The 25,911-nt window shown below is 73.6% G+C and carries 22 protein-coding genes; 8 read left to right on the plus strand and 14 right to left on the minus strand.

The window, feature by feature from the left end; all coding sequences use genetic code 11:
* Window position 1: 1 nt before the first annotated feature.
* From ACZ7CH_RS23890 to ACZ7CH_RS23910, 5 genes are all read right to left on the minus strand, one after another.
* Window positions 2-295 (minus strand): STAS domain-containing protein, encoded by a 294-nt coding sequence (locus ACZ7CH_RS23890; protein ID WP_360392994.1) that lies wholly within the window; start codon window positions 293-295, stop codon window positions 2-4.
* Window positions 225-4,433, minus strand: a complete 4,209-nt coding sequence (locus ACZ7CH_RS23895) for a SpoIIE family protein phosphatase (RefSeq protein ID WP_470374891.1) — start codon at window positions 4,431-4,433, stop codon at window positions 225-227. The genes ACZ7CH_RS23890 and ACZ7CH_RS23895 overlap by 71 nt, the downstream gene beginning before the upstream one ends.
* Before the next feature lie 265 nt (window positions 4,434-4,698).
* Window positions 4,699-5,310 (minus strand): acetoacetate decarboxylase family protein, encoded by a 612-nt coding sequence (locus tag ACZ7CH_RS23900; RefSeq protein ID WP_470371124.1) that lies wholly within the window; start codon window positions 5,308-5,310, stop codon window positions 4,699-4,701.
* Window positions 5,300-6,952, minus strand: a complete 1,653-nt coding sequence (locus ACZ7CH_RS23905) for an FAD-dependent oxidoreductase (RefSeq protein ID WP_470375006.1) — start codon at window positions 6,950-6,952, stop codon at window positions 5,300-5,302. The genes ACZ7CH_RS23900 and ACZ7CH_RS23905 overlap by 11 nt, the downstream gene beginning before the upstream one ends.
* Window positions 6,953-6,956: 4 nt before the next feature.
* Window positions 6,957-8,414, minus strand: coding sequence for a flavin-containing monooxygenase (locus ACZ7CH_RS23910; RefSeq protein ID WP_470374892.1), 1,458 nt, complete (start codon window positions 8,412-8,414; stop codon window positions 6,957-6,959).
* A 71-nt stretch (window positions 8,415-8,485) separates the two neighbouring features.
* On the opposite strand from ACZ7CH_RS23910, the gene ACZ7CH_RS23915 reads away from it, so the two are divergent.
* Window positions 8,486-9,520, plus strand: a complete 1,035-nt coding sequence (locus tag ACZ7CH_RS23915) for an AraC family transcriptional regulator (RefSeq protein ID WP_470374893.1) — start codon at window positions 8,486-8,488, stop codon at window positions 9,518-9,520.
* On the opposite strand, the gene ACZ7CH_RS23920 is transcribed toward ACZ7CH_RS23915, so the two are convergent.
* From ACZ7CH_RS23920 to ACZ7CH_RS23930, 3 genes are all read right to left on the minus strand, one after another.
* Window positions 9,503-9,754 carry a hypothetical protein gene (locus ACZ7CH_RS23920; RefSeq protein WP_470374894.1) on the minus strand — a complete coding sequence of 84 codons (252 nt, stop codon included), beginning with the start codon at window positions 9,752-9,754 and terminating at the stop codon, window positions 9,503-9,505. The genes ACZ7CH_RS23915 and ACZ7CH_RS23920 overlap by 18 nt on opposite strands.
* A gap of 3 nt (window positions 9,755-9,757) precedes the next feature.
* Window positions 9,758-11,068, minus strand: coding sequence for a TIGR01777 family oxidoreductase (locus ACZ7CH_RS23925; protein ID WP_470374895.1), 1,311 nt, complete (start codon window positions 11,066-11,068; stop codon window positions 9,758-9,760).
* Between the two features lie 111 nt (window positions 11,069-11,179).
* Window positions 11,180-12,316 carry a DICT sensory domain-containing protein gene (locus ACZ7CH_RS23930; protein ID WP_470374896.1) on the minus strand — a complete coding sequence of 379 codons (1,137 nt, stop codon included), beginning with the start codon at window positions 12,314-12,316 and terminating at the stop codon, window positions 11,180-11,182.
* A 165-nt stretch (window positions 12,317-12,481) separates the two neighbouring features.
* Here ACZ7CH_RS23930 and ACZ7CH_RS23935 point away from each other — a divergent pair, with 165 nt between their 5' ends.
* The 3 genes from ACZ7CH_RS23935 (at window position 12,482) to ACZ7CH_RS23945 (ending at window position 14,353) form a co-directional block, all read left to right on the plus strand.
* Window positions 12,482-13,270 (plus strand): hypothetical protein, encoded by a 789-nt coding sequence (locus ACZ7CH_RS23935; RefSeq protein WP_470374897.1) that lies wholly within the window; start codon window positions 12,482-12,484, stop codon window positions 13,268-13,270.
* Window positions 13,271-13,664: 394 nt separating this feature from the next.
* Window positions 13,665-13,976 (plus strand): DUF3099 domain-containing protein, encoded by a 312-nt coding sequence (locus ACZ7CH_RS23940; RefSeq protein ID WP_360393021.1) that lies wholly within the window; start codon window positions 13,665-13,667, stop codon window positions 13,974-13,976.
* The gene (locus ACZ7CH_RS23945; RefSeq protein ID WP_470371117.1) at window positions 13,973-14,353 is read left to right on the plus strand and encodes an NAD-binding protein; all 381 of its coding nucleotides are present in this window, start codon (window positions 13,973-13,975) and stop codon (window positions 14,351-14,353) included. Before ACZ7CH_RS23940 ends, ACZ7CH_RS23945 begins: the two co-directional genes overlap by 4 nt.
* Here ACZ7CH_RS23945 and ACZ7CH_RS23950 read toward each other — a convergent pair.
* Window positions 14,340-16,082, minus strand: a complete 1,743-nt coding sequence (locus tag ACZ7CH_RS23950; RefSeq protein WP_470374898.1) for a glycosyltransferase family 4 protein — start codon at window positions 16,080-16,082, stop codon at window positions 14,340-14,342. The two genes, ACZ7CH_RS23945 and ACZ7CH_RS23950, sit on opposite strands and share 14 nt — an antisense overlap.
* A 125-nt stretch (window positions 16,083-16,207) precedes the next feature.
* Here ACZ7CH_RS23950 and ACZ7CH_RS23955 point away from each other — a divergent pair, with 125 nt between their 5' ends.
* Window positions 16,208-17,512 carry a nucleotide disphospho-sugar-binding domain-containing protein gene (locus tag ACZ7CH_RS23955; RefSeq protein WP_470374899.1) on the plus strand — a complete coding sequence of 435 codons (1,305 nt, stop codon included), beginning with the start codon at window positions 16,208-16,210 and terminating at the stop codon, window positions 17,510-17,512.
* Window positions 17,513-17,737: 225 nt separating this feature from the next.
* Here ACZ7CH_RS23955 and ACZ7CH_RS23960 read toward each other — a convergent pair whose 3' ends face one another.
* Entirely contained in the window at window positions 17,738-18,547 is an 810-nt protein-coding gene (locus tag ACZ7CH_RS23960) for a hypothetical protein (RefSeq protein WP_360393032.1), read from the minus strand.
* A gap of 139 nt (window positions 18,548-18,686) precedes the next feature.
* Here ACZ7CH_RS23960 and ACZ7CH_RS23965 point away from each other — a divergent pair, with 139 nt between their 5' ends.
* Complete coding sequence (locus tag ACZ7CH_RS23965; RefSeq protein WP_470374900.1) at window positions 18,687-19,937, plus strand: FAD-dependent monooxygenase; 1,251 nt, start codon at window positions 18,687-18,689, stop codon at window positions 19,935-19,937.
* Between the two features lie 230 nt (window positions 19,938-20,167).
* Here the strand turns inward: ACZ7CH_RS23965 and ACZ7CH_RS23970 are convergent, their stop codons facing one another.
* From ACZ7CH_RS23970 to ACZ7CH_RS23980, 3 genes are all read right to left on the minus strand, one after another.
* Entirely contained in the window at window positions 20,168-20,950 is a 783-nt protein-coding gene (locus tag ACZ7CH_RS23970; protein WP_360393037.1) for an ANTAR domain-containing response regulator, read from the minus strand.
* Window positions 20,951-21,149: 199 nt separating this feature from the next.
* A complete protein-coding gene (locus ACZ7CH_RS23975) occupies window positions 21,150-22,190 on the minus strand; it encodes an NAD-dependent epimerase/dehydratase family protein (RefSeq protein ID WP_470374901.1) in 1,041 nt (346 codons plus the stop codon).
* A gap of 36 nt (window positions 22,191-22,226) precedes the next feature.
* The gene (locus ACZ7CH_RS23980; RefSeq protein ID WP_470374902.1) at window positions 22,227-23,000 is read right to left on the minus strand and encodes a DUF1990 family protein; all 774 of its coding nucleotides are present in this window, start codon (window positions 22,998-23,000) and stop codon (window positions 22,227-22,229) included.
* Between the two features lie 128 nt (window positions 23,001-23,128).
* Between ACZ7CH_RS23980 and ACZ7CH_RS23985 the strand changes: the two genes are divergently transcribed.
* Window positions 23,129-23,959, plus strand: coding sequence for a phosphotransferase family protein (locus ACZ7CH_RS23985; protein WP_470374903.1), 831 nt, complete (start codon window positions 23,129-23,131; stop codon window positions 23,957-23,959).
* A 4-nt stretch (window positions 23,960-23,963) separates the two neighbouring features.
* On the opposite strand, the gene ACZ7CH_RS23990 is transcribed toward ACZ7CH_RS23985, so the two are convergent.
* Window positions 23,964-25,025, minus strand: coding sequence for a hypothetical protein (locus tag ACZ7CH_RS23990; protein ID WP_470374904.1), 1,062 nt, complete (start codon window positions 25,023-25,025; stop codon window positions 23,964-23,966).
* Window positions 25,026-25,261: 236 nt separating this feature from the next.
* On the opposite strand from ACZ7CH_RS23990, the gene ACZ7CH_RS23995 reads away from it, so the two are divergent.
* Entirely contained in the window at window positions 25,262-25,903 is a 642-nt protein-coding gene (locus tag ACZ7CH_RS23995; RefSeq protein WP_458431478.1) for a DedA family protein, read from the plus strand.
* Window positions 25,904-25,911: the final 8 nt, after the last annotated feature.

A 25,911-nucleotide genomic window follows, 5' to 3' on the forward strand; every position in this document is an offset into this window, starting at 1 on the left:
GCTACCCCTCCACGCCGCGGACGGTCGTCATCGACGTCAGGCCCGACATCTCCAGGATCGGCGTGAGCAGCGGCGTCGCGATCAGCTCCGCCCGTTCGGCGTGCGCGAACAGGACGCTCATGCCGGCGCTGTCGATGTAGTGGACCTCGGTCAGGTCCACCACGAGCGGGCCGGTGGTGCCGGAGAGCGCGGCGGCGAACGCCCCGGTGTTGCTCAGGTCGATCTCACCCGCTGCCTTGACCACCGATCGGCCGTCCGCGGCGGTGGTCTTGGTCAGCTTCAGCGGCGTCGTCATCAGGAATCATCACCTGCATCGTCACGGTCGTACCGGTCGGTTCGGGGAGGATGGCGACCTCGTCCATCATCGTCCGCATGATCGTCGTGCCCATGCCGCGGCGCGCGGCCGGGTCGGTGTTCGGGGTCTTCCAGGTGCCGGTGTCGACCACGGTCACGAGCAGCCCGGTGTCGCCGGCGGACTCGACGCGCACCCGCACGTTCTCGCGGGTCTCGTCGCGGTAGGCGTGCTCGATGGCGTTGGTCCAGGCCTCGCCCACGGCCAGCAGCACGCCCTGCGCCAGCGTCGTGGACAGTCCGCACTGGCCCAGCCAGGTGCGCAGCGTGTTGCGCGCGCCGTGCATCTGGTTCGGCTCGGCAGCGAAGTTCAGCTCCAGCGGCGCCGGGTGGCGGTAGAGCAGCAACGCGACGTCGTCGTCGTAGCCGCCGGCCGGGGCCAGGGTCTGCATGATCTCGCCCGCGAGGTCCTCCAGGCCGCTGGACCGGCCCTGCTGCACCGCTTCCGCCGCCTTCTCGATGCCCTCGGTCAGCGAGCGGCGCCGGCGTTCCACCAGGCCGTCGGTGTAGGTCAGCAGGGTCGAGCGGGGCGGCAGGGTGCACTCGGCCTCCGCGCGCCGCACGCCCGGCTTGACCGCGAGCGGGATCGACCGGCCGTCCTCCAGCAGCCGGGTGGTGCCGTCGTGCAGCGCCAGGATCGCGGGCGGGTGCCCGGCGCTGGAGTAGACGAGGTGACCGGTAGCCGCGTCGAGGACACCGCAGAACACCGTGGTGCACAACGCCCCCGGCACCCCGGCGGCGAACTGGTCGAGCGCCTCCAGCGCGCGGGCGGGACCGATCTCCTGCAGCAGCAGGGCGCGGCAGGCGCTGCGCAGCTGGCCCATCACGGCCGCCGCGGTGAGCCCGCGGCCCACGCAGTCGCCGACGACGATGCCGATGCGCCGGTCCGGCAGCTCGAACGTGTCGTACCAGTCGCCGCCGACCTCCAGCGGCCGCGCGGCCGGCTCGTAGCGCACGGCGAACCCGCCCGGCAGGAGCGACGGACCGAGGATGGCCCGCTGCAACGCGATCGCGGTCTCCCGCTGCTGGTCGATCTGGTGCGCGCGGGACAGGCCTTGCGTGAGGTGACCGGCCAGCACCGACAACAGCAGCTCGTCCTGCTCGGTGAACTGCTGCAACGCGTCGATGCGCAGCCACAGCACCATCGGTCCGTCCGGGTGCTCGACGGTGACCACGACGCTGCCGTCGCCGAGCACGACCGGGACCAGCGCCTGGTGCTCCCGGAACGACGTCAGCACCACCCGCTCGTGCTCCGGCATGTCCTCCCAGACGAAGCCGGCGGACCCGTTGACGACCAGCGGGTCGTGGTGCCGTGCGAACACGACGGCCAGGACGTGCTCCGTCCGCCAGAGACCCTCCAGCTGCTCGATCGCACTCGTCAGCGCGTCGCCGGTGTCCGTGGCCTGCGACAGCCGCATGCTCATCTCCGCGAGCGCGGCCTCCCGCCTGCGGGCGTGGTGCTCTGCGGTGACGTCGCGGAAGGTGCCGACCGTCATCGTGTCGCCGCTGTCCGGGTCGCGAGCCGGGTTCATCAGGGCGCTGAGCCACAACCGCCGGCCGTCGCGGTGGGTCACCGGCACGGTGTGGCTGCGCTGGTCGCGGCCGGACCGCTGCTCGAACGCGGCGGCGAACTGCTTGCGCGCCTCCGGGTCCGTGGGCCACCACGGGTGCGGCACCGGGTAGGGCAGCCCCTCCGGCCCGTAGCCGAGGATGTCGGTGAACGCGGCGTTGATCTCCACGACCGTGCCGGCGCCGTCGCAGACGAAGAACGCCTCCTGCAACGAGTCGATCAACGCGTCCCGCCAGCGGGCGTGCCGGCCGCGCAACCGGGCGAGGTCCACGTTCGCCCGCACCCGCGCCAGCAGGTCCGCAGCGGCGAACGGCTTGACCAGGTAGTCGTCCGCCCCGGCGCGCAGGCCCTCGCCGGAGGCCTCCTGACCGGCCCGCGCGGACAGCAGCAGCACCGGCACCGCCAGCGTGCGCTGGTCCGCGCGCAGGGCCGCCACCAGCGACAACCCGTCCATCCGCGGCATCATCACGTCGCTGACCACCAGGTCCGGCGGCCGGGCGCGGGCGGACTCCAGCGCCGCCAGGCCGTCGTCGACCGCGCGCACCTCGTAGCCCGCGCGGTGCAGCAGCCGGGTCAGGTACTCGCGCATGTCCGCGTTGTCGTCGGCGACCAGCACCGTCGCGGGCAGCTCCGGCGCGGCACCGGCGGCCGTGCTGGGCAGCAGCTCCTCCACCGTCAGGCCGGGCTCCGGCAGCCAGCGCAGCGCCTCCTGCACGTAGGGGGCGGCGATGTCGGACGTGGCGGGCGCGGCGGAGTCCTGCGCGAGCGCGTCGGCGGGCAGGTGGTGCGTGCCGAACGGCAGCTCGACGGTGAAGGTGGTGCCGGCGCCCTCGGTGCTCTCGGCGAGGATCGTGCCGCCGTGCAGGCCGACGAGCTCCTGCACCAGCGCGAGCCCGATGCCGCTGCCCTCCTTGGACCGCGACCACGTGTTCTCGATGCGGTGGAAGCGCTCGAACAGGCGCGGGATCTCGTGCTCCGGCACCCCCACACCGGTGTCGCTGACCGTCACGACCGCCCGGTTCGACCCGGCCCGCACGGACACGCCGACCGATCCCTCGACGGTGAACTTGAGCGCGTTGCTCAGCAGGTTCAACACGACCTTCTCCCACAGGCCGAGGTCGACGTGCACCGGCTCCGGCAGTGTCGCGCAGTCGATCTCGAAGCGCAGCCCGGCCTTCTCCACCGCCGAGCGGAAGACGCTGGCGAGCTCCGCGGTCACCGCGGCGAGGTCGACCGGCTGGAAGTGCGCCTGCATGCGGCCCGCTTCGAGGCGGGAGAAGTCCAGCAGGGTGTTGACGAGCTTGCCCAGCCGCAGGCCGTTGCGGTGGATGACCTCCAGCTCCTGACCGGCCTGCGGGTCGGCGGCGGACAGCCGGTCGCGCAGGTCCTGCACCGGACCCATGATCAACGTCAGCGGCGTGCGGAACTCGTGGCTGATGTTGGAGAAGAACGCGGTCTTGGCGCGGTCGAGCTCGGCCAGCTCCTCGGCCCGCCGTTGCTGGGCCTGGAAGTTGCGGGCACCGGCGATGCCCGCCGCCAGGTGGCCGGCGACCAGCTCCACGAACCCGAGGTAGCCGTCGTCGAGCGGCCGGTGCCGGTTCAGGCCCGCGACCAGGAACCCGTACGGCGCGCCACCGGGCCGTTGCAGCGGCACGACCAGCGCGCTCGTGGGCGGCCGGCTCCAGGCCCCGCTGAGCAGGCCGTCGTGGTCGTCGAGCCCGACCACGACGGACTCGCCGCGCTTGGCGGCCGCCAGTGGCCAGTCCACGGCACCCGGCGGCGCCGGCAGGTCCTCCGGCGCGACCGGGTGGCCCTGTTCGATGCCGGTGGCGCAGGCCAGCCGCGCGTGGCCGTCGTCGAACAGGTAGGTCAGGGTGAACGGCAGGTCGCGCTGGTTGCGCCCGAGCTGCGTGCACGCGAACGCCAGCACCTCCTGCTCCTCGCGCGCGACGCTCGGGTCCGAGCCGAGGTCGCGCAGCGTGGCCATCCGCCGCTCGGCGATGACGCGGTCGGTCTCCTCGCTGACCACGCACAGCATCCCCGCCACCGCGCCGCTCTCGTCGCGCAGCGGGCTGTAGGAGAAGGTGTGGTAGCTCTCCTCAGAGTAGCCGGACCGTTCCACGAACAGCAGCAGCGCCTCGTCCCACGTCGCGTGCCCGGTGGTGAGCACGCTGTCCACGCGGGGACCGATGTCCTCCCAGATCTCCGCCCACACCTCTGCCGCCGGTCGCCCCAGCGCCCACGGGTACTTGCGGGCGAGCGTGTTGCGCCGGTAGGCGTCGTTGCAGAAGAAGGTCAGCTCCGGGCCCCACGCGAGCCACATCGAGAACCGCGACGACAGCAGCACGCTGACGGCGGTCTGCAGGCTCTGCGGCCACGCGGAGGGCGGGCCGAGCGGGGTGGCGGTCCAGTCGACCGCGGCGAGGTCACGACCGACCAGCGGGTCCTCGGCGAAGACACCGGTGAGCGCGGGCCGGTCGTCTCTTCCACCGGTGTCGTCAGAGCGGGTCACCGACCGTCCCTTCGCCACACCTCGACAGTTGACCTGTCCAGGGTGCCCAAACCCGGCGACGGCTGCACAACCAGATCCGACGGGTGTGCCCCGCGCCACGGCGTGGAGGGGGACCGGACCGCCCCGCCGCGGCGAAGGCGGGCGGCCTCCGCCGCCGGTCGCGCCCGCGCTCCGGTGGCGACCCACCGGGTGCCGGGAGGGTCTGCCCGATGCCCTCGAACACGACCGCGGAGTCGGTGCGCGCGGTCGGTCCGGCGGCGGGGCGTCAGCCGAAGCGCATGCGCAGGTTCGTCACCGCGAGGTGCAGCAACGGCTTGCCCGCGCGGAGCCAGCCGAGCCGCCCGCCGGGCGTGAGCCGCCAGCGCACCCGCGTCGGCCGGACCCGCGCCGAGGTGCGCAGCGCGGTGCGGTGCGCCTTCCCGTGCAGCGACTGCCACACCGACGTCCCCGCCCACACCGGCAGGCCCGGTGCCCGGAGCGGTTGCTCGTCGGCGGCGGCGATGGTCGTGTCGTCCACCAGCGCCACGGCGTCGAGCGGGCCGGCGGAGAGCGTGAAGTCCGCCAACTCCTTGGGGATGCCCCACATCGCCCGCGCGCCCTGCTGCGACCGGGTGTCGTCGACCCAGATGTCCGTGATGGACAGTCCCGGCCGGAACCCGCGCCGCACCACCACGGCCGTCATCAGCTCGTGGTAGGAGAGCAGTCCGGGCGGGCGGTAGTCGACGAACGCCGACACCACGAGCACGCGGCCGAACAGGGACAGCGGCACGACGCCGCCCGGCAACCGCAGGGTCGTCGCCGAACGTGGTGCCGTCCACACCGTGAGCCAGCCCTGGCCGCACAGGTTCCACGGCGCCGGGGGGAAGTCAGCGGACATCGGTCACCTCGCCCGCGGACCGCAGCGCCGCCGGCGCCCCCGCCGGAACCGCCGGCCGGTGCGGTGCCACGGCGCTGAGCCGGGCGTAGGTCGCTCCGAGCGGGGGCCGCGGGTCCGGTTCACCCTTGTTGGGCCACAACGACATCGCGCGCTCGGCGAGCGCGGTGATCGTCAGCGCCGGGTTCACGCCGAGGTTCGCCGGGATCGCGGAGCCGTCCACCACGTGCAGCCCGGGGTGGCCGTGGACGCGGTGGTACGGGTCGACGACGCCGGTGGCGGGGGAGTCGCCGATCACGCAGCCGCCGATCAGGTGGCCGGTCAGCGGGACGTCCGCCAGGTCGTTCCACGCGCCCCGCGCGACGCCGCCGGCGCGGGCCGCGAGCCGGCGGGCCACCTCGTGCCCGGCCGGGATCCACGACGGGTTCGGCGCGCCCTCGCCCTGCCGGGTCGTCAGGCGACCCCGCCGCAACGACGTGGTGAGCGAGTTGTCCAGGCTCTGCATCACCAGCAACGCTATCGTCTCCTCCGACCACCTGCGCGGCGAGTGCATCCGCAGGGCCGTGCGGTACTCGGCCCGCAGCTGGGCCAGACCGCGGCGCAACCGGCCGGGTCCGCCGTCCACGAGCGTGGTCATCAGCAGGCCCATCAGGTTGCTGCCGCGCCCGTAGCGGACCACCTCGACGTGCGTGTCGGCGTCCGGGTGGATCGACGACGTGATCGAGATGCCGAGCGAGTTGTCGATCCGCCCGCCCGGCACCCGCACCGCTACGACCGCCTCGGAGTTCGTGCGGCACAACGCTCCCAGCCGCGGCGACAGTCCGGGCAGACCGCCGCCGGCGCGGATGCGGTGCAGCAGCTGCTGCGTGCCCAGCGACGCCGCCGAGAACACGACCTGGCCGGCGGTGAAGATCCGCTCCGCCCGCCCGCCGGTCCGCCGCGTGCGCACCGCGTACCCGCCGCCGGGACGGGGCCGCACGTCCGTGACCGTCGTCAACGGCCACACCCGCGCACCGGCCTGCTCGGCCAGGTGCAGGTAGTTCTTCGGCAGCGTGTTCTTCGCGCCGTACCGGCAGCCGGTCATGCACGCGCCGCAGGCGGTGCACCCGGTGCGACGCGGCCCGGCACCGCCGAAGAACGGGTCCTCGCCGTCGGGTCCGAAGTGGACGCCCACCCGGGACGGGCGGTGGGTCGACGGCACCCCGAGCTCGACGGCGACCTCGCGCAGCAACCGGTCGGCGGCGGTGCGGCAGGGGTTCTCCACCACCCCCAGCACCCGGCTCGCCTGGTCGTAGTGCGGCGCGAGCTCCGCCTGCCAGTCGGTGACGTGCGCCCAGCGCGGGTCGCGGAAGAACGCCTCGCCCGGCTCGTACAGGGTGTTCGCGTACACCAGCGACCCGCCGCCGACCCCGGCGCCGCTGAGCACCAGCACGTCGCGCAACGGCGTGATCCGCTGGATGCCCGTGCACCCCAGCCGCGGCGCGAACAGGTAGTCGCGCAGCTGCCAGGACGTGCGCGGGAACTCGTCGTCGGCGAACCGGCGCCCCGCCTCCAGCACGCCGACCCGGTAGCCCTTCTCGGTCAGCCGCAGGGCGGTCACCGCGCCACCGAACCCCGACCCGACCACCAGCACGTCGTGGTCCACGGCGTCACACCCCTTCCGCTGCCAGGTCACCGGTGTACGTCAGCACGTGGTCGCCCAGCCGCAGCTCCGCGGTGCGCCGCAGGTACTCCCGCGTGCTGCCGGGCCAGTTCGTCGTGACGGACCCGTCGCCGGCGCGGTACCACGACCCGCAGCCGCTCCACAGCCCGCCGGTCAGCCGCGCCCGCATCTCCGCGTCGAACGCGTCGGCGACCCCGGGCCGCACCTCCAGCGCCGCCGTACCGGTGTGCGCGAGGTGGCGCACCGCGGCCACGACGTAACGGCACTGCGCCTCGATCATCGTGATCACCGAGCTGCCGCCGAGGTTCGTGTTCGGCCCGTACACCAGGAAGAAGCTCGGGAAACCGGGCACCGACAGGCCCAGGTGCGCCCGCGGCCGCCCGCCCCACACCCCGGCGAGCTCCCGGCCCCGCCTGCCGGTGACGCGCATCGGCAGGGCGAAGTCGGCGACGGTGAACCCGGTGCCCCAGATCAGCACGTCCGCGGCGTGCTCGCGGCCGTCAGCGGTGCGCACGCCCCGCGCTGTGACCTCGGCGATCGGCTCGGTCACCACGTCGACGTTCGCGGCGGTGAGCGCGGGGTACCAGTCGTTGCTGAACAGCACTCGCTTGCAGCCCACCGGGGTGGTCGGCCGCAGCCGTTCGCGCAACGCCCGGTCCCGCACCCGCACCCGCAGGTGGGCGGCCGCGAGACCGGCGACCAGGCCGCGGGAGAACCGGCCGGAGTGCAGCAACCCGGTCAACGCCTCGCCCGCGAGCCACACCCCGCCGCGCGCGGCCCGCGCCGCCAGCGGGTGAGCCCGGCCGCGCAGCCGCCCGTCGGGCTTGGGCAGCACGTGCGGGGCGGTGCGCTGGAAGACGGTCAGGTGGTCTGCCCGCGGCTGGACCCGCGGCACGAACTGCGCCGCGCTCGCCCCGGTGCCCACCACCGCGACGCGCGTGCCGCGCAGGTCCACGTCGTGCCGCCACCGGGCGCTGTGGAACACCGGGCCGCCGAACCGGTCGAGGCCGGGCAGCACCGGCACCGCCGGCCGGTTCAGCTGGCCGACCGCCGACACCAGCACGTCGGCCTCCAGCACCTCGCCGTCGGCGAGCTCCACCCGCCACCGGTGCCGTGCCTCGTCGAACGTCGCGGCCACGACCCGCGCACCGAACCGGATCCGGTCGCGCACGACCGCCGCCGCCCGCCGCAGGTAGTCCAGGACGTCGGGCTGGGCGGCGTAGCGGCGCGGCCACGACGGGTCGGGGAAGAAGGAGTACGAGTACAGCGAGGACGGCACGTCGCACGCGGCGCCCGGATAGGTGTTGTCCCGCCAGACGCCGCCGACCTCGTCGGCCCGCTCCAGCACCGTGACCCGGTCGAAACCGGCTCTGTGCAGCGACAACGCCACGCCCAGGCCGCCGAAACCGGCACCGATGACCACCACCTCGGGGTTTTCTCGCACGTCACCGAAGCTAGGAACAACCACCCGTTCGCACCAGGACAACACCGGCCGCGCGATTGACAATCGCGGCCATGAGGACGTTGGCCCTACCCGCGACCCGGCACTGGGACTTCCCCCGCGGCATCGCGAGCGCGGCCCTGCTGCTGCGCTTCGGCGCCGGGCAGGGCCTGTCCCGCGCGGAGCTGCTCGACGGCAGCGACCTCACCGCCGAACAGCTCGCCGACCCGGTGGCGGAGATCGGTGCCCGGCAGGAGCTGGCGGTCGTGCGCAACCTCGCCGCGCGGTTGCCGCACGCGGGGATCGCCGCGGGCCGGCACTACCACGCCACCACGTTCGGCGTGCTCGGTCACGCGTTCCTCAGCGCGGCCACCGTGCAGGACGCGGTCGACGTCGCGTTGCGCTTCCTCGACCTCAGCTTCACCTTCACCGCGCCCGCCGCCGTGCTGGACGGCGACCGGCTGGTGATCACGCTCGACCCCGGCGCACTGCCCGCCGACGTGGTGCCGTTCCTCGTCGAACGCGACCTCGCCGCCATCCACACGGTGATCGGCGAACTCCTCGCCGGTGCCGTGCCGGTGCTCTCGGTCGACCTCGCCCACCCCGCACCGGCCGACACCCGCGACCACGAGCAGGTCTTCGGCACCCGGCCGCGGTTCCGCGCACCGCACAACCGGTCCGTGGTGGACGCCTCGGTGCTCGTGCGGGCGTTGCCGCTGGCCAGCCCGGAGGCCACGGCGCTGTGCGCACGGCAGTGCGAGGACCTCGCCGCCCGCCGCCGCAGGACGCCGGGCACCGCGCGGGACGTCCGCCGGCTGCTGGAGGGCTCCGCCCGGTTCGAGGAGACCATGCCGGTCGTGGCCCGCGCCCTCGGCGTCAGCCCCCGCACCCTGCGGCGCAGGCTGACCGAGTCCGGCACCAGCTACCAGGTCCTGTTCGACGAGGTCCGCGCCGAGCGCGCCGCGGTCCTGCTCACCCGCGGCGGGCTGTCGGTGGAGCAGGCGGCCGGTCAGCTCGGGTTCGCCGAGGCGGCGAGCTTCATCCACGCCTTCCGCCGCTGGTACGGCACGACGCCGAGCACCTACGCCCGCTCAGCGCTCCGGCCGTGACCAGTCGCTGCGGTGGTGCAGGTTGGTCTCGGCGACGTTGCCGACCGCGGGGGCGTCCCGTCCGCCGTCGACCACCAGACCCGCTTCAGCGGCAGGCGCCCGGTACCAGCCGGAACACCCGTTGACGCACGGGTGGCTCATCTCCGTCAGCGTCATGCCGCCGTCCGCGCCCGGAACGGGTTGCATCCACGTCATCGAGCCGCTGCCCTCGCACAGCTCGCAGGTGCCGTCCACCGCTCACCGCCCCAGCAGGTGGCGCAGCGCCGGGTCGAGCCGCGGGTAGCGGAACACGTGCCCCGCCTTGGTGAGCACCGCCGGGCGCACCAGCTGGCTGGCCTGCGCCAGCTCGCGGGCACCCTGGTCGCCGAGCAGCACCTTGGGCGCGAACGACGGCACCGGCAGCAGCGCCAGCCGGTGCAGCACGTGCGCCAGCACCTCCGTGTACTCGCTGTTGCGCACCGCCTCCGGTGCCACCGCGTTGACCGGCCCCGACAGCGCGGTGTCGTAGAGCGCGCGGTGGTAGACGTCCACGAGGTCGTCGATGCCGATCCACGACTGCCACACATGCCCGTCACCGAGCTTGCCGCCCAGCCCGGCCGCGAACAACGGGTGGAAGATCCGCAGCGTGCCCCCGGCCGGTGACTGCACCAGCCCGGTGCGCACGGTCACCACGCGCACCCCGTCCGCCTTGCTCGCCGCCTCCCAGTCGGCGACCACGTCGGCCAGGAACCCGTCGCCGCGCTCGCTCTCCTCGGTCAGCTCCTCGTCACCGCGGTCGGGACCGTAGAACCCGATCGCCGACGCGCTGACGAACACCTCCACCCCGGCCGCCGAGGCCAGGTCCGCGAGCGCGCGGGTGGGCCCGATCCGGGACGAGCGGATCGCCGCGCGGTGGGAGTCGGTGAACCGCCCGGCGATCGACGCGCCGGCCAGGTGCACCACGGCGTCGACCCCGGCCAGCAGGTCGGGCGCGGGCCGGTCCGGGTCCCAGCGCCGTTCGCCGGGACCGTTCACCTGGCCGCGCACCAGCCTGACCACCCGGTGCCCGGCGGTGGTCAGGAACGGCCCCAGCGCGCGGCCGACCAGACCGCCGGCACCGGTCAGCGCGATCGTCCTCGGCCGGTCGCCCGCGAGCCGGGCGGCCCGCTGGGCGGCGAGGTCGGCCGCCACCTGGCGGTGCCGGTAGGCGAACGTTGACCGCAGCAGCGCGCCGGGCACCTGCGTGTCCACCCGGTCGGTCATCCGGGTGCCGTCGCCCTCGGCCCGGAACTCGTGGCTGTGCCGCCACTTCAACGCCCAGCGCAGCGGCGCCGAGTCGAGCTCGTCGACGAACCGGTGCGGCGGCGCGTACCCGGAGTGCTTCGCGCCCCAGCGCAGCCCCAGCGGGAAGCCGAGGACCGCGCGACCGCCGTCCAGCGTGCTTGCCTCGCGCACGACGCTCATCGGGTGCCACGGCGGCGTCAGCCGGTGGATGGCACCGGGGCGCTCGTGCCAGGCGAACACCTCGTCGAGCGGTGCGTCGACGACGCTGGAGTAGATCAGGGACATGCACCAACGCTAAGCAGGCCCTGCGGGATCTGCACGATGAGCGGAACCAGTCCCGCGGGGCGCCGCCCGGACCGCACCTCGTTCGACGCCGCACAACGGGCGGCAGGCGTCTCAGGCCGGGCGGAGGTGGTCCCACTCGTCGTCGTCGAAACTGCCCGACAGCACCATCTCCCGGTTCTCCGCGGGCCCGCGGGTGCCGAAGACCTCGTCGAGCCGCAGCGGCCGCCGGGTCGTCGCCGCCGTCTGCACCTCCACCCGGACGGGGACGTGCGGGTACGTCTCCTCCAGCCGCCCCAGTGCCTCCGCGGCGTTGTCGGCGATCGACCACACCCGCGGCGCCGGGACCGCGGGCAGCACGAGCAGGAACTCCGTGCGGCTCATCCGCACCGCCCGGTCCACCGGCCGCAGCTCGCGGCGCAGCAGGTCGGCGACGTTGTTCTCGGTGTGCACCGCGGCGCTCGGCCCGTGCAGGCCCTCCACGTCCTCCAGGTCCGGCACCCGGACGCGAATCAGCCCCAGCTCGACGGTGTCGGCGAAGTCCGTGCCGAGCCACGAGTCCAGCGACTCCGGCGTGTGCAGCCCGGTCCACGGGTCGCGCGCGTCGCGCACCTCGTCGGCCCGCCGCGCGGTCAGCCGCTCGACGCGGTCACGCGCACGGGCCATACCGGTGACCAGGTGCACCACCGCCGCCTCCGCCCGCCGCTCCACCTCGGTCGCGGGCGGCTCGACCGCGCTCGCCAGCACGTCGTCCAGCCGCCGCCGCACGTCGGGCGGCACCCGGTCGCCCAGCACGTCGCGCAGCCGGACCGCCTCGGCGTAGGCCTCCTCGCGCCGGAACCCCCAGCGGCCGTGGAAGAGCCGCGCCGGCTCCAGCGAGGTGCCGTCGAGGGCCACCTCGCCGAGGTCGGTCGCCACGACGCTCGCACCGAACCGCGCCGACAGCACCACCACCGACCACTCGGCGGCCAGCTCCTCGTCCTTGCGCAGCAGCACCGGCGTGACCCCCGCCGGCAGGTCCGGCCTGCGGTCGGCGACCATGCCCACGACCGTGACCTCCGCCAGCCCGGCGATGCGGCGGTAGACCTCGCTCTCGCGTTCGAAGTAGGGCAGCCGCTGGAACATCGCGATCACCAGCAGCGGTTCGGAGCCGTCGCCCGCGAGCGCGGCCCGTTCCACGGCGTGCGAGGCGATCACCAGCGTGCGCTTGGTCAGCAGTCCCGCCCTGGCGTCCCGTGCTGACGCGTTCACCCACCTGCTCCTGTCGTCGTGGCCCACCTCGGCGGCACTTCGAACCTAGTTCGGGCGCCCCTCCCGGCAGAACTGCACGAACGGGTGACGTCCGGCCGTTGTGCGGGCCGAGCACCGGACCCCGACGATGGAGGTGCAGCGGTTCGCCGAGCGGGGAGGAAGGCAGTGCTGACGACCACGAGGACCGGTACCGGGCTCGGGTGGCGGGTGCTGCTCGCCGTGCTGGCGGCCGGGCAGGTCGTGAGCCCGCTCGTCGTCACCGCGCTGGGCGGCGGGGAGTTCCGCACGTCCGACCGCGCGGGGGAGCCGCCGATCGTGCCCGCCGGGTACGCCTTCTCCATCTGGGGCCTGGTCGAGGCCCTGTGCCTGGGGTACGCGGTGTGGGCGCTGGTCACGAAGGCACCGGGCGGTGAGCTGCGCGACCGGCTGGCGCGTCCGCTGGCGGTGGTGTTCGCCGGGTTCACGGTCTGGCTCGTCGCGGCCGAGGTGGAACCGGTGTGGTCGACCGTGGCCGTGTTCGTCGTGATGGTCGTGTTCCTGCTCAAGGCGTTGCGGCTCGCGCTCGCCCACCGCGCCGAGATCGCGCGCTGGCACCGGTCACCGCGGCTGCTGCTGTGGACCATGCTCGGCGTCTACACCGGCTGGAGCACCGTGGCGATCTGGGTCAACCTCACCACGGCGCTCACCGGGAGCGGGGCGCCGATCGACGGCACCGCCGGTGTCGCCGGCCAGGTCGCGGTCCTCGCCGGTGCGACGGCGACCGCGGTGGCGTTGCTGTGGCGCACCTCCGGGCTGCTGTCCTACGGCCTCGCCGTGGCCTGGGCGCTCGTCGCGGTGGTCATCGCCGCGGCCGACGCCGGACAGCCCGCGCTGGCGGTGGTCGCGGCCGTGGCGCTGGTGCTCGTGGCCGCCGCGACCGCGTGGTTCCGCATGCGCCGCACCGCCGCGGCGTGACCGTCAGCTCAGATCGCCCCGCCCCGTGCCGGTGCCGCCGGTGAGAACGCCGAGCGTGGCCGCACCGTCGTGGAGCCACACCCGGTAGAGCCCTTCCGGCGCGTCTCCCGGCCCAGTCCGGCCATCTCGCGCGGCGAGCCCGGACCGGCACGCCGCACAGGTGCGCAGGTGGTCCTCAGTCGGCCCGCCCGCCGCCCAGGGGGTGTGTTCCACGCGGCCGCGCATCGAAAGCACTCCGTCCGGCGTCGTGTGGAACCGGGCGCCGTGGGTACGACTGACAAGGCCGCCGCAGGCGCACCGACGCGAGCTCCTCCGGGGATCGCCGCAGTGACGCACAAGACACGAACCCGATCGGTCCCCGTGCCGAACCACTAGGAGAACGGAGGTATCGGTTGTGAACTCGCATCGAAGCGAACACCCCGTGCTGATCACCTCGGCGGCGCCGTCCTACTCCGACCAGCTCGCGGCCCGGCGGCGCCGGTACGCGGTGATGATGAGCCTGCGCATCCCGTGTTTCGTGCTGGCCGTGCTGTTCGCGAAGGTCTGGTGGCTCGCGCTCGCCCTGATCCTGCTGTCCGTGCCGCTGCCGTGGATGGCGGTGCTGATCGCCAACGACCGGCCGCCGCGCAAGTCGGAGTCGCCGGAGAAGCTCACGCCGTCCCGCAAGGCGCTCGGCGCGGGTGACGAGAGGCGGGGTGCGCTGTGATCGGGCTGACCGTCGTCGTCGGCTACGGGGACGCCGCGCTGGACGTCTTACGCCACTTGCCGTTGCGCCACGGGCACACCGAGGTCGTGGTGGTCGACCCGGACGCGGTCGCGCTCACCGGCGCGCTCGCCAACGGCGCCAGGGCCACCCGCGGCGACGGGCGCGACATCTGCGCGTTGCGGCACGCCGGGGTGCCGTTCGCGGGACGGGTGGTCGTCGCCGTGCCCGACGACCTCGACGGGTTGCAGATCACCCTGGCGGTCCGCAGCCTCAACCGGACCGCGATCATCGTCGCCGCGGTCCGCGACCCGGCCAACCAGGACCTGTTCAGCAGGTTGGGGGCCGACGAGGTGTTCGTGCGGGTCAGCTCGGCGTGACCGGTCGGCCCGCCAGCCGGCGGTAGAGGTCCGCGAACGGTTCCGCGACCGCGTCGATGGCGAACCGTTCGCGCACGGTCGCCCGCCCGGCCGCCGCCACCGGTGCCGCCGCCGCGCCGAGTCCGACGACGTGGGCCAGCCCCGCCCCGAGCGTGCGCGCGGTCGAGGTGTCGACCAGGAACCCGTTGCGCCCGTGGTCGAGGTAGCAGTGCATGCCACCGCGCTGCGGGCCCACCGCGAGCAGCCCGGCCTCCATCGCCTCCAGCACGGCGATGCCGAACTCCTCCTTCACGCTGGAACACGCGTAGACGTGCGGTCCACCCGTGGCCGCCAGCTCGTGCTGCAACCGCCGGACGTCGTCGTTGGACCACGCGGGCAGGACCGCGATCCGGCCGCGTGCCGACGGCGTGGACTCGGCCAGCGCCAGCACTTCGTCGAGCACGGCCTGTTCGTCCGGCGTCCGGTCGGTGCGGGAACCACCGATGACCACCAGCGCGGTCCGCTCGTGCAGACCCGCCTCCAGCCACGCCCGCACCAGCAGCGGCTGCTGCTTCATCGGGTGCAGCCGCCCCACGTTGAGCAGCACCGGCAACCCGGCGGCCGAGTCGTCGAGCCGGGGGAGCGCGGACGGCCCGAACAGCTCGGCGACCAGCGAGCGGCCCACCGGTGCCGGTGGTGGCGCGATGCCCTCCTCCAACGCGCACAACGCCGCCGCGTCCAGCTGCGGGAAGTGCGCCAGGACCTCGTCCTGCCGGCCACCGATGGTGATCACCTGGTCCGCGCGTGCGACGAGGTGGTCGGCGGCCCGCACCCGGTGCAGGTCGAACCGCATCGCCGCCACGTCCGCGGTGCCGTCGAGGTGGCGTTCGGCGAGGTGGCGGTGCGGGTCCGGGGTCACGGTGAACACGAGCCGCGCCCCGAGCAGCCGCGCGGCGTCGGCCACGGCGAGGGACCCGTCGTCGGAGTAGCGGACGTGCACGACGTCCGGCGCCAGACCGCACCTCGGCAGCAACCGGCTGAGCCACCACGTGATCCCGGCCCGGTGGCGGGCCATGTCCGGCTGGACGAGCGCGACCGGCGAGTCGACCGGGACGTGCACCGTCCAGTGGTCGAGCCCGGCGTGCCGCGTCACCGTCACCGCCGTCGGTTCCGGCGCCAGCACGACGGTGACGACCCGGCCGACGTCCGGCCGCCGCACCAGCGCGTCCGCCAGTGACGACAGGAACACGGTGAGCCCGCCGCTCGCGCCCTCACCCGGCCGAGCCGTGCCGCCGATGAGCATCGACTGGGCGATGACCGGCCCGTCCGCCGGCGGTGCCACCGGCAGCGCGAGGTCGTCGTGCAGCAGGTCGAGCATCAGCTTCTCGTAGGGGGACCGCGGAGAGGCGTCGACCGGCTCGCCCAGCGCGTCCAGGTACCGCCACAGCGCCGGGCCGCGGAGGAGCGCCCGTGCCTCGTCGGGGGTCAGCGGGGTGAGGCGGTGCAGCGTGGCGGCGTCGAGCAGCCACGTGCCGAGCTCGCCGTCCTGAGTGGACCGCAACGCGTGCCGCAGCCGCGCGGTCACGGCCGCTGCGCCGTGTGCCCGCACGATCGCGGGGAGTTGTTCGCACAGCAGGGAGAAGAAGGCCGGGTCGCTCGTCAGTGCCGCGACCACGGACTCGGGGGCCGGCGCCGCAGCGGTGTTCTGCCGGGCTTCCAGCGCTCGCTGAACCTCTGGATGTGTCCGCACACCCGGTGTTCGAACCGGGAGGCGCGTTCGGATCGAACAACTTCCGAGTTCTGCCAAGGAGGAGGAGGAGCCAGGTGCCGCGCTTTGTCGTTGTGAGTCCCCCTTTCCGCTCGCACGCCCAGCCCATGTCGGTGTTCGCCACCGCGCTGGCCGCGGCAGGTGCCCGGGAGGTGACGTTCGCCTGTGGCGCGGAGTTCGCCGACCTGGCACGCGATGTTCGTTTCGCGGCAATGAGGACGACCCGCGAGTCGAACAGCGGCATCGCCGAGAGGACCGCGCAGGACGCCCGCGCGGCCCGTGGTGTGACCGACTTCCTCGAAGCCACGAAAGGAGGTGCGGTCGCGGCCCTGCTCGCGCAGACCCGGCGGCGCAGGACGGAGCCGCTGACCGCGCCCGCCCAAGTGCTGCAGGACATCCGCGCACTGCACGAGGACGTGCGACCGGACTTCTACGTCGTCGACCAGATCGACTACGCGACCACGCTCGCGTTGCACGCGCTCGACCTGCCGTTCGTGTCCTACGTCACCGGGCACCCGACCTACCTCGTCACGCGCGACGACCAGTTCTTCGGCCTGCCGCAGCTGTGGCCGTCCGCGGTGCGTCCGTCACCGGCCGAACTCGCCGAGCTGGCAACAGAAGTGCGGCTCACCGACCGCGCCCTCACCGCCGCGTTCGCCGAGTTCCTGGCCGAGCACGCACCGTCCAGGCCGGTGCCGCCCCGCGCGTTCGCCTCGACCTCCTCCCACGCCGCCGTCGTGAACTACCCGCACCTGCCTTGGCTTCCGCCGCTGCCGTCACCGCAACAGCAGGTGTTCCTCGGCCACTGCACCACTCCCGAACCGCTCGACGACACCTGGCTCGCCCGCGTCCGCGGCCGCCGCGTCCTGCTCGTCGCGCTGGGCACGTTCCTGTCCGCACGCCACGACGTGCTGCGCACGGTGGTCCGCGGCGCCCTGCAGGTCCCGGACCTGACCGTGGTGGTCGCCGCCGGCGGCCGCGTCGCTGAACTTGCCGACCTGGCAACGGATCCACGCGTGGTCATCGAGTCCGTGGTCCCGCAGCGCGCGTTGCTGCCGCACGTCGCCGCGATGGTGCACCACGGCGGCAACAACTCGTTCACCGAATGCCTGCAGGCGGGGGTTCCCGCGGTGGTGCTGCCGTTCTCCAGCGACCAGTTCTGCATCGCCCACGACGCGGAACGGGCGGGCGCGGGCGTGTGCCTCGACCCCAACGCCGCCACCCCCGAGGACGTGACGAAGGCGCTGCTGTCGGTGCTGGACCAGCCCGAGCCGTTCGCCTCCCTGCGCGCCGCGGTCCGCGCGGCCGGCCCGGACCGCGGCGCCGCACAGCTGCTGGAGGTCCTGGCGCGTCATCGCTCGTCCGCGAGCCGCGCGGCGGCCCCACGGCCGGACCACGGCTCGCACCGGTGACAAGACACGCCTCGGCGTCCATGCGATCCATGGTTGCCCGGCCCTGCCAGGCCTGCATGATGAGCGTCGTGTGATCCCAGGTTGCGGGTTCCGCGTGTCCGAGGAGTCGCGTTGTCCCGCTCCACCAGCCAGGCGGTCCCTCCACGCACCAGATCCGAGCCGAGGGCGGCGCTCGGGGGGCGTGCGGTGAGGGTCGACGTGGTGGCGGTGGCGTACCTGCGGCGGTCAGACCTCCGGCAACAGGGTCGCGCCGCCGGGGTAGTGGTCCTTCCACCTGTGGAGGATCATCCGCGCCTGGAACAGGTCGTCGTGCTCGTACAGGTGGGAGGACGGCAGGAGTTCGTCGTCGGTCGGGAGCGAGGTCCGCATCCCCCACCGCTCGACGAGCGTGCGACCGTCGGGCTGGAGGTACCTCTTCTCGCTCCAGCCCGAGGTCTCGGTGAAGCTCTTGTGCTCGTCGCGCACCGGCCATCCGAGGGTGATCACCGGGTTCCGGCGCCGGTCCCACCAGGAGCCGTCGTTGTTGGGGCGCGTTCGCGGCGGTATGCGCGTGATCTGGAGCGCTCTGAGCAAGCGCGCACCGTCGACCGGCCCAGGCCGCATCACGAGTGTCTCGCCGTCCAGGCCCGGACGAGTCGTGAGCCAGGTGGCGAGGGCCAGCGGGTCCATCAGCGGAAGTGCCAGGTACTGCCGCTGTCGTTCCTGTTCCTGCAGCTTGCGAGCCGCTTCCAGCGCGGGCGCGGCCGCTTTCCGCTCTTCGCTGTCCGCGACGGCGCACGAGGTGCACAGCAACGGGTCCGCGTAGATCGGAGCATGGCGGCTGCACAGGGGTCTTCGGCACCGAACGCACGCCCCGATCGCTCTGATGCCGCACTGGCACGACTCGGGTTGAACGTTGATGCCGCCGTGGACGACGCCGGCCTGCAGCGCGGTCCCGTAGTTCGTGCCCGAGAAGTTGTTCCCGGTGACTTGTCGCGCGTGCTGCTGGGGAGATGTCCCGGTGCGGTTCGGTTCCTCGGGTTCGGCAGCGCTCAACGGGCCACTCCGCTCTCGCTCGGATTCGCCTGGCTCGATCTGGATCGGAGGCACGGCATGCGTCGTTACCTCCCGCCCGTCATGCAGGCCTGAGCCCACCTCACCAGATTCCGCAGGTAGTCAGCCACGGGAGCTTTCGATGGTCGAACAACGCGCAACTGACTGCGTCGTCGCCGGCGGTGGGCCGGCCGGTGTGGTGCTCGCCCACCTGCTGGCCCGCGCCGGGCTGAGGGTCGTGCTGCTGGAGGCGAAGAAGGACTTCAACCGCCGGTTCCGCGGCGACACGCTCGCCCCGGCGGTGCTCGACTACCTCGACGAGCTGGGGCTGGCCGACGAGCTGCTGCGGACCATCCCGCACACCACGGCCCGCACGTTCGACTGGCACACGGCGAAGAAGACGTACACGATTGCCCGCTACGACAAGACCAGCGCCAAGTACCCGTACTACGCGCTGATCCCGCAGGCGTTGTTCCTGCCGCACATGGTCGGGCTCGCGAGCGCCTACGACGGCTTCGAGGTGCGCATGCAGGCCAAGGTGAGCCAACTGCTGCGCGACGACACCGGACGCGTGTGCGGTGTGCAGTACGCCGACGCCGACGGACGGCACGAGCTGCGGGCCCGGCTCGTGGTGGCCGCAGACGGGCGCAACTCCAGGGTGCGGGTGCTCGCCGAGGCGCGGACCACCGAGCTGGGGGCGAGCCTCGACCTGCTGTGGCGGGAGTTCCCGCGCCGCGGCGGCGATCCGGCGTTGTCGGGGTTGCAGCTGTTCGGGCACCGGCTGGGCACCATCGCCGTGCTCAACCAGCTCGACCGGTGGCAGGTCGGGTTCACCATCGAGGCCGGCTCGTTCCCCCGGTTCAGGGAGGAGGGGGCCGGGCCGGTCGTGGCGGCGTTGCGGGAGAGCCTGCCGTGGCTGGGCGACCGGGTCGACGCCGTCGCCGATCCGGGGGAGTTCACGCTGCTGCCGGTCCGGATCACGGCGGTCGACCGCTGGTACCGGCCGGGGGTGCTGCTCATCGGCGACGCGGCGCACGTCATCTCACCGGTCGGGGGCAACGGCATCAACTTCGCCATCTGCGACGCCGCCGAGACCGCGAACCAGGTCGTGCCGGTGCTGCTCGACGGCGGGACCGACGCCGAGCTCGACGCGGCCTGCGCCGAGGTGGAGGCGCGGCGGCGGCCGCCGGTGCAGGCCGAGCAGGAACGGCAGGTGCGCATCGAGCAGAGCAGCGCCAAGCGGTTGCGGCGCGGGCTCGACGGGCCGGCGCCGGTGCTGCGGCTGGTCGCCGCGGTCAAGCCGCTCGCCACCCTGTTCGGGTCGCTCAACGCCAGGCACGTCATGGCGCCGTCCGACGTCGTCCTGCGCCGCGAGGTGCCGGTGCGCGACTGACGGTGTCGCCGAGCGGCGCGCGTGGTCGTAGGCGGTGGTGGTGCGTGTGCTGTGAGCGGCCAAGCGCTTGCGCAGCAACCACGCCGACACCAAGTCACAGCAGCACCCGCGACGCGCGCAGCACCGGTGACCGAGAGGTCCTCTGTGGACCGTGCGCCGTGACCGGGCAGGTCCTGCGTGAGCGTGCGGTACCCGGCCTCGGTGAACGCGGGCAGCACCGGGAAACCCGGTCAGGCCTTGCGGACGGAGCTGAGCAGCTCGTGCACGACCTCGCGCAGCTTGGTGTTCTGCTCCTGGGAACGCTTCACCAGCAGTGCGAACGCCTCGTCCGCACTGCACCCGTGCAACGCCATCAGCATGCCCTTGGCCTGGTCGATCTCGGCGCGGGAGAACAGCGCCGTCTCCAGCTGCGTGACCCTGGAACGGGTGTCGTGCCACAGCCGGGCGTTGGTGATCGCCGCGCACGCGGCAGTGGTGAACAGCCGCACCACCCCTTCGTCGAACGGGTCGAACGCGCTCGCCGTGGCGCTGTAGATGTTCAGCGAGCCGAGCAGCTCGTCGCCGTTCGTGCTCGTCACCAGCATCGGCACGGCCAGGTGGGCGCTGATGCCCAGGCGGTGCGCCGCCTCCTCGAACTCCGGCCACACCTGCTCGTGCTCACCCACCACCGCGCGGACGGTCTCACGGGCGTGCGCGGCCTGCAGGCACGGACCGCGTCCGGCGGCGTACTGGGCCTGGTCGATCTCGGCGAGGTGCTCGTCGGTCGCGGCCTCGGTGTGGCTGCCGCTGTCGGTCACCACGGTGATCGTGACGCCGTCGGCGTCGTGGAAGGCCTGGACGGCGCTGTGCGCCACGCGGTCGAGGACGGCGCCGAGCGGCTCGGCGAGCGCGAAGACGTCGCGCAGCGCCTCCAGCGCGACGGTGGCCTCGTCCAGCCGTTCCAGCGTGCCGGGCCGGCCGACGAGCAGCGACTCCTGCTCGCCGCCTGCGCCGGGCTCCTCGGGTCTTCCCATGTTCGGCCACTCCCTGTCGGCGCCACCGGAGGTGGCTGTGATCCACCGAACCGGATAGTAGCGCCGTTCGTACCAGGTGGGACCCCGCGGAGCCGTGCGCTACCGCCTGCGGGTGACGACCCCCGACAGCGTGCCGGCGACGACGGCGGCCACCAGGAACCACGCCGGCCTGCGCGTCACCACATCCCCCTGTGCCAGGTCAGGAAACCGGGGACTCCGTCTTGAACCGGTCGCGGCGCAACGCCGGACTCGGCAGCGCCGTCGCCTCCGCGAGCCCCGCGAGCTGCTCCCGCGCACAGGCCGCGCTGGACTTGCGCGGCACCCACCCGAGCTCGGTGCGCGCCCGTGCGGTGTCGACGAGCGGCGAACGCGTGCCGACGTCGAACCAGCCCGGCGACATCCGCAGCACCCGCAGCCGCCACAGCAGGCTCACCAGTGCACGCGCGATGCCCGGCCGCACCGGCACAGCGCGCGCACCGGCGGTGGAAGCCAGGTCGGTGACGTCGAGGGTGTCGGCGGCGATGTTGAACGGCCCGCGGGCACGGGTCTTCAGAATCCGCACGATCGCGTCACCCACGTCGTCGGCGTCCACCAGCTGCACCCGCAGCGAGGACGGCAGCGGCAGCAGCGGCAGCTTCCCCCTGCGCAGCAACCCGAACAGCTGCCGCGGCACGACCGGGTCGAGGAACAGCGCCAGGAAGCTCGCCGACGCACCGGCCTGCGCCACCAGCGCCGGCCGCACGAGCGCCACCGCGATGTCCGGGTTCTCCTGCGCGAACCGCGCGACCTCGCTCTCCACTTCGGACTTCCCCGCGCCGTAGCTGGAGCCGGGAATGCCCGTCGTGGCGGCACTTTCGTCCACCGGTGCCGGCGCGGGCGCGTAGGCCGCGATCGAGGACCCGTGCACGACCTGCCGCACACCGGCCCGCCGCGCCGCCCTGAGCACCGCTGTGGTGCCTTTGAAATTGGTGCGCTGCAAGCGTTCGCCATCGCGCACCGGCTGGAACATCCACGCCAGGTGCACGACGGCGTCGGCCCCGCGCATCGCCTCCTCCAGCACGTCCGGCGCCGAGTCGTCGGCCAGGTCGCACGCCACCCAGCGGACCGCGGCGTAGGGTGCGACGGCATCCGGTGGCCTGCGGCAGACGCCGATCACCTCGTGGTGGGTGCTGTCGGCGGCCAACGCGCGCACCAGCCCGGTGCCCACGTTCCCCGACGCACCGGTGATCACGACCTTCACGATCGACCTCGATCCGCCTCGGCGTCCACTTCCGTCCTACGGCGTGTACCCGTGCGACCTCCCGGTATGCGCCACCACCTCGTCCGGGTGCGAGTCCCGCGCGCCGTCCAGCACGGCGACCGCCCAGGACGACTCCGGCCCGCTCTCGACCGGCACCTCCACCAGGCCCTCCCCGCTCACGGCCGGGCTCACCCCGGTCTCATGGGCCCGTTCGGACAGCTCCCGCAGGTTCGCGCCGACCGCCGTGTAGAACCGGTGCTGCGCGCCCCGGCCGAACACCGCCCACCCCAGCCGCACCAGCGGGTGCGCCCGCGGGTTCACCTGGTTGTAGCTGTTCACCTCCAGGGCGACCACACCGGACTCCAGGTGCTTGACCACGCGGTAGTCGACCCGTCCCCGTTCGAGGTGCCCCTGCAGCGTCTCGTAGCTCCAGCCCCAGCTGTACCGCACACCGTCCTCGTCGAACGCCGTCTCGGTGATCCGCACGCCCATCAGGAACCGGGCGAACGCGAACCGGCCCACGAGCAGCAGGTTGCGCCCGAGCAGCGGTTCCTCGGGCACGTAGTGGGCGCGCAGGAGCTTCTTCGGCGTGAACGTGTACGCACCCAGCTCGCGGCAGGCGTGCCACCACAGCGACCCCTCCTCCGGCCGTCCCGCCGGGTCCTGCCCGAGCACGAACCGGTGGTGGTCGAAGTGCCAGGTGGACGCCCGGATCTCGGCCGGGTCGTAGTTGAGGCTCTTCTCCCGCAACCCGAGCACGACCTCGCGCACCGGCACGTTCCCCGCCCGCATCAGGCGCATCGTGGGCATCTCCTCGGCTCGTCCTGGTCGGCCGGACGCCTGCGGGTACCCGCTGCCCGCCGAACGACTCGGCTTCGCGCCAGCGGGTGCACCGGCTACCGTCGAAGATCCACACCCGAGCCCGGAGGACACCCGTCGTGGACGACCTGCTGGAGATCGCCGCCGCCCTGCTGCCCGGCGTCAACCTCGACCGGGCCGTCCTCGCGACCGAGGGCAACGTCCACCGCGTGCTGCTGGTCCCCGGCACCGCCGCCGTCCGCGTCAGCAAGCGTCCGCTGGCCGCGGCCACCATGCCCCGGCGCGTCGCCGTGCTGCACGCGCTGGCCGCCGCCGACCTGCCGTTCCAGGTCCCGGTGCCGCTGACGCCGGTCACCCCGTTCGGCGATCAGACCGCGGTCGCCGTGTCGTGGCTCGACGGCACCCCGCTGCCGAAGGGCGAGGGCTCACCCGACCAGGTCGCCGAGGTGCTGGAGGCCGTCCGCTCCGTACCGCTCGACGCCGGCCTGCTGGCCGCGGTCGACGGCCGCGTCGAAGGCAGGCACTGGTCGGACGTCATCGGCACCGACGTCGTGCCCCGCCTGCCGCGGCGCTGGCAGGCCGAGGTCCTGCGCCGCCTGGACGCCGCACTGGCCCTCGACCCCGTCCCCGACGCCCTGGTGCACGGCGACCTCGGCGGCGGCAACGTCCACTGGTCGGCCGACGGCAAGCTCCTCGGCGTCCTCGACTGGGACACCGCCATGCCCGCCGACCCCGCGATCGACGCGGCGCTGATGGCCTGGCACGGCTGGGACACCGTGCGCAGGGCCGTGTCCGCGCAGACCTACCACCGGGCCCGCACCTGGGACGCGCTGCTCGGCGTCGGCCACCTCGTGGCGTGCCTGAACGGACGGCCCATGACCAGCCCCGACGGCTTCGTCCAGGCCGTCGTGCCGTGGCTGGAGGCCGACGGTCAGCCCGCGGCGGAGTAGGGCGTCACGCCGGTGGGCTCAGGGCGGTGATCCTCCTCAGCCCGACCCGAAGGCGGTCCGGCGTGTCCTCGGCCAGCGCCGCGGTGAGCTCGTCGAGCAGGTCCCAGTAGCGCCACTTCTCCCGCCACTCCAACGGAATCGACGCAACCCGCACAGCGCACATGCGCACCGCCACCCGCGTGCGCACGACCGCGTGCTCCCCGTCGTACGCGGGTGCCTCCCACAGGCTCTCCGCCGCGGACAGTTCCGAGACCAGCGCGGCGTGCTCGTCCCGGGCAGCGCTGTGCCGGCCCTGCCTGGTGCGTTTTCCCAGCACGTGGTCCACGCTCATCTGCAAGGCGGCGGCGACCAGCGCGACGACCCCCGTCTTGACGACTTCCTTGAGCACCGACTCGCTCACGGCGAACGCGCCCGAGGCCGCCGAGGCGAGGACGACGAACCCGAGCAGGACGAACTTCGACACGAACGCCAGCAGCCGGTCGAGCAACGAGTGGTCCCGGGTGGCCACCACCTGCCGCAACTGGCCGCGCAGCCACCTGATCTGCTCCAGCGCCCGCTGCCGCTGGGCGGGACTGATGCCACCGTGCCGGGCCAGCGAGTCCAGCACGGCCGCGACCCGGTCGGGTGGCAGGTCGAGGAACTCGCCCACCTCCGCCCAGGGCAGCGCGGAGATCGCGGAGATCGCCACGAGGTGCGGCATGGCCTCCCGCACCCGTTGCCGCGACCTGCGGCGGGAGGTCTGGCGCAGGTGGTCCTCCACGCTGTCCAGCAACACGTCCAGGTCTTGGACGACCCCGACGAGCGCGGTGGCCGCGAGCCGCAGGTCACCGGAGGCCCGCGCCGCCGCGCGCTCTTCCTCGTGGTGCAGCAGCAGTTCGAGCACGGGCGGCGCAGTGGCAGCCGGCACCTCCTTCTGCCGCAGCGGCCGTGCGACGACCCTGTCGTCCGCGGGAGGTGCGGGGAGCTGCTCCGCCGCCTGCCGCGCCTGGGCGACCACCGACGTGTCCTCCTGCCGCTTCTCGCGGTGGAAACCGTCGTCGCGCCGGAACGGGGTGGAGTAGCTCATCGCGCTCCTCTCACAGCACGCCCAGCCTACTGACCGGTGCTCCGGTTCGGAGGCGAACGATCGTTCCGGGGCATCCACCTGACGGGGACGTCCCCCACCACTCGGGGGGTCCCCTTACCCCCTGAGGTGTACCGCTCTTCAGACCGCGGACCGATGTGCGCGCAGCGGCCGCTCCGGTGAACTGTCCGCAAGTCCACCGTCGAGCCACCGCGCCGACGCCTGCCGCGGGAGAGTTCATGGCCTTCTTGACCGACGCCCTCGAAGGCCTGGCCGGTCTGCCGCAGCCCGCCGTGCTGGCGGTGACCGGTGCGCTCACGCTGGCCGAGTGCACGCTCGGCGTGGGGTTCCTCGCGCCGGGGGAGACCGCGTTGCTGCTCGCCTCGACGACGGTGACGAGCGTGCCCCGGTTCGCGGTGATGTGGCTGGTGGTCACGGTGTGCGCGGTGGCGGGCGACAGCATCGGCTACTACCTCGGGCGCCGCTACGGCGACCGGCTGCGCGACAGCCGGCTGGTCCGCAGGATCGGGCGGCAGCACTGGGACAAGGCGAGCGACCTGCTGCGGCGGCGCGGGGCGTGGGCGGTGTTCGTCGCCCGGTTCATGCCCGTCGTGCGGACGCTCGTGCCGGCGTCGGCGGGTGCGTCGAAGCTGGAGTACCGCAGGTTCCTGCCTGCCTCGGTCGCCGGTGCGGCGTGCTGGTCGGCGCTGCACATCGGCATCGGCTCGGCGGCGGGTGCCTCCGCGAAGTACGTCGAGTCCGTCTTCAACGGCGCGATGTGGGTGCTGCTGGGCATCGCGGTGGTGGTCGGCGCGGTCGTCGTGCTGCGCCGCCGCGGCAAGGCAGCGGCGGAACCGCGGGAGCTGGAAGAGGTCGCCTGAGCCGTCGC

This window comes from Lentzea sp. NPDC037011, assembly GCF_055607425.1.

What these genes read in the sequence shown, in the direction of transcription:
- ACZ7CH_RS23990 (WP_470374904.1), bottom strand. Translation starts at nt 25,025, where the DNA reads ATGAGCTACTCCACCCCGTTCCGGCGCGACGACGGTTTCCACCGCGAG.
- ACZ7CH_RS23925 (WP_470374895.1), bottom strand. Translation starts at nt 11,068, where the DNA reads ATGTCCCTGATCTACTCCAGCGTCGTCGACGCACCGCTCGACGAGGTG.
- ACZ7CH_RS23980 (WP_470374902.1), bottom strand. Translation starts at nt 23,000, where the DNA reads ATGCCCACGATGCGCCTGATGCGGGCGGGGAACGTGCCGGTGCGCGAG.
- ACZ7CH_RS23915 (WP_470374893.1), top strand. Translation starts at nt 8,486, where the DNA reads ATGAGGACGTTGGCCCTACCCGCGACCCGGCACTGGGACTTCCCCCGC.
- ACZ7CH_RS23970 (WP_360393037.1), bottom strand. Translation starts at nt 20,950, where the DNA reads ATGGGAAGACCCGAGGAGCCCGGCGCAGGCGGCGAGCAGGAGTCGCTG.
- ACZ7CH_RS23955 (WP_470374899.1), top strand. Translation starts at nt 16,208, where the DNA reads ATGTCGGTGTTCGCCACCGCGCTGGCCGCGGCAGGTGCCCGGGAGGTG.
- ACZ7CH_RS23965 (WP_470374900.1), top strand. Translation starts at nt 18,687, where the DNA reads ATGGTCGAACAACGCGCAACTGACTGCGTCGTCGCCGGCGGTGGGCCG.
- ACZ7CH_RS23900 (WP_470371124.1), bottom strand. Translation starts at nt 5,310, where the DNA reads ATGTCCGCTGACTTCCCCCCGGCGCCGTGGAACCTGTGCGGCCAGGGC.
- ACZ7CH_RS23890 (WP_360392994.1), bottom strand. Translation starts at nt 295, where the DNA reads ATGACGACGCCGCTGAAGCTGACCAAGACCACCGCCGCGGACGGCCGA.
- ACZ7CH_RS23995 (WP_458431478.1), top strand. Translation starts at nt 25,262, where the DNA reads ATGGCCTTCTTGACCGACGCCCTCGAAGGCCTGGCCGGTCTGCCGCAG.